This window comes from Pseudomonas syringae (assembly GCF_021605415.1).
In the GTDB taxonomy this organism is placed as follows: domain Bacteria; phylum Pseudomonadota; class Gammaproteobacteria; order Pseudomonadales; family Pseudomonadaceae; genus Aquipseudomonas; species Aquipseudomonas syringae_S.
Map to the genome: position 1 here is coordinate 1 of NZ_WKEQ01000079.1, position 2,052 is coordinate 2,052.

At 47.9% G+C, this 2,052-nt stretch carries 1 protein-coding gene and 1 pseudogene; both read right to left on the minus strand.

The features are described from left to right. The coding region (locus GIW69_RS26020; protein WP_236485653.1) for an SEL1-like repeat protein at nucleotides 1–697 on the minus strand (697 nt) is incomplete at its 3' end. Further along, nucleotides 694–2,052: pseudogene (locus tag GIW69_RS26025) on the minus strand (hypothetical protein); the annotation flags it as partial. The gene GIW69_RS26020 and the pseudogene GIW69_RS26025, both read right to left, overlap by 4 nt.

Sequence of the window (2,052 nt, forward strand, 5' to 3'; positions counted from 1 at the left end):
ATTTTCGAAAGACTTCAACATCGCGTTTCTCGTAAAGCAATGCGCCGTATTCCATCCTCGATTTTGGATATCCGCCCTCGGCAGACAACTTGAACCATTTCTCAACTTCTTTCGCTCGTGTCCAAGGCAAGAAAAAACCTTCTCCCTGTTTATAGCCAACTGCAACCCAGTACTGAGCTTCCGCATTACCTCCTGTTGCGGCCTTCATTAGCCATTTTTCATCAACTGTTAATTCGTACATGATGTACATCGATTCAGCATCAGTTGTAGCTTTTTTTTCCGCAATGCCTTTCGCTTGATTTAGCCATTCAATAGGTTTTTTCTGGGTTGTCCCACATTCGTCGAGAAGCTTGCATAAATCCTCTTTGCTTCGACCAAGTTGAATCATTGCATATAGATCGCCTTGATTTGCTGATTTCTCATACCAGCTCCGAGCCTCAGCATTCATATAGTGGTTTTTCTTCCTGAGTGCCTCCCCTAAGTAATATTGCGCTTCGTGGTCTCCAGCCTCCGCTGCAACTAATAGATAGGGGATGGCCGAGTTTGCTTTGTATTGGTTGTAAAGTGCGATCCCTCTCAATTTTGTTTCTTGTTGTTCGGGGTTAAGCTGCGCGAGTGCTTGGTTAAGGCTAACAAGCGAGAGTGTGCAGATCAAAATTAGTCGGGATAGCATGATATTGTTCTTTGTGATGTTCATTGAGGTGCCGCTATGTATTTGGCCATTCCGGCGGGTACATATGTACGTCCTTCGTACTGACTACGTTGGCAATATTTATCTCGGTTTGCGCCTAAGATGGTGACGTTGTTTTTGTAACGTGTTCGCATGTCGTCTCCGGCCGCGACCGAAATTCGAAGCACCGCTTCTTTCATGAAATTATCCATCTCCAGTCGGTTTTCGCAGTAGGCCTGCTCCGAATTCGCGGTTTTCAACCCAAAGCGATTCATGCACATACATATTTCTTCAAACTGGCTTTGTGCTTTATCTATCGTATTCTGTTTTTTTGCATTGCTTGCAATCCAATTTACGATACGCTCGATCGCCTGCTGCTGAATCAAATGAGCTTCGTCGTTATTGTATTTTCGATTTTTTTCGGCTGTGTTTACAGAATCATCTGTAACAACAACCGTGAATTCACTCGGAGGACTAATCAGGGTCATCAACAATGGGCCAAGTGCGCCGGGTATCGCATTGATACACCACTCCTCCAGCTCTTGCTGATTTTCATAAAACATAATAGTGTCAGCAATTGGCCCACCCTTGCCCGTAGCCGTCAAATACTCATATAGCGACATCACAACGTCAATGCCCATAATGTAAGCCATCCGGATGTCAAACCCGCAGATGGCCAGGGAGTTGAGCTTAGACAGGTAGGCAAATGTTTCATCTTCGATAATGAATACCGGATTCTGTTTATTTTTATACAGCTCTCGCCGAAACAGATTAATCAATTCCGTAACGGCGTCGTAACCAACCTCAAACTTGAACGATCCCCCAACACCCGGGCCAGCGATTAATGATGCTTTGAGAACCAATATCAATCGTCCATCGTTAAGCGAAATACTCGCTTCACCCTTGGCACCGAGGCCTGCGGCAACGTTGAGTTCGACGCTCAGCCGCGCGAGGCTGAACCATTCGTTAGCGCTCATTCCGGCCCTTTTGCCGGCGACTGGCGCTCTTGTCAGCAGGGCGACTTCGGAGGGCGGGGCCCAGTTGAGAGCGCCGGTGACCATGATGCCCGTTTGCAGGCCCGCAAAAAGATTGAATGCAGCTTTTGCACCGTCCTGTATTTGCAGGTTTCCTGAGGCAGTCGTTGCTTGCGCGCTGGTTTCCGTTCTGACGTAGTTACGTTTATCACCGGTGCGCACCACGGGTTCGGGAGGCGCCAGATGGAAGCCGGCATTGCCGACGTCCAGTGCAATTTCTGAAGACAGTAACAATGACGCACCGGCATAACCCCAGGCTTTTGCCCCTAGAAACAGCGAGAAACGCCCTAGGTTCATTGTCTGCTGGATATCTTCGCCGTTACGGTAGGTGATGATGATCTCTTTGGC